This is a genomic window from Vibrio sp. 1641, assembly GCF_033339995.1.
Taxonomy (GTDB): Bacteria; Pseudomonadota; Gammaproteobacteria; order Enterobacterales; family Vibrionaceae; genus Vibrio; species Vibrio alginolyticus.
Window position 1 is genome coordinate 1 of record NZ_JAWOVP010000253.1, and the last position, 643, is coordinate 643.

A 643-nucleotide genomic window follows, 5' to 3' on the forward strand; every position below is an offset into this window, starting at 1 on the left:
GTAGCATAGAACTCATCACCAACAATAGGGTGACCCAACGCTTGCATGTGCACACGCAATTGATGTGAGCGGCCAGTAATAGGCAGTAAACGTACGATGGTCGTCTTTGTGCCGTCTTCATGTTCTTCTCGCTTCGCGACTTGGAAGAGAGTTTTTGATGGCTTACCGTCTTCAAAACACACTTTTTGCAGCGGACGGTTTGGCCAGTCACAGATCAATGGCAGATCGATTTCGCCCTCTTCCTGCTCGACATGACCCCAAACGCGTGCGTAGTAAATTTTATGCGTTAAGCGGAACTGGAACTGCTTTTTCAACGCACTTTCTGCTCGCTTGTTTTTAGCCAGTACCATCAATCCCGACGTCGACATATCTAAGCGATGCACGACTTGGATATCTGGGTACTCTTCCTGTAAACGACTCCACATGCTGTCATGGTGTTCTGCAAGACGTCCCGGAACTGACAACAAACCAGACGGCTTATTCACAGCCAAGATATGGTCGTCCTCAAAAACGATGTCGATCCAAGGATCAGTCGGTGGGTTGTACTCAAGCATTGCCATGGGTGGGATCTCTAGAAAATAAAAACGCCGCGATTATAACGAGGGCTCAGTCAAAACGCATTTTAATTTCGCGACCAATGAAA

The 643-nt window shown here is 47.6% G+C and carries 1 protein-coding gene; it reads right to left on the bottom strand.

The genetic code is table 11. The features are described 5' to 3' along the window. On the bottom strand, window positions 1–560 hold a 560-nt coding region (locus tag R7Z47_RS25340), incomplete at its 3' end, for a pseudouridine synthase (RefSeq protein WP_318130829.1). Window positions 561–643: the final 83 nt, after the last annotated feature.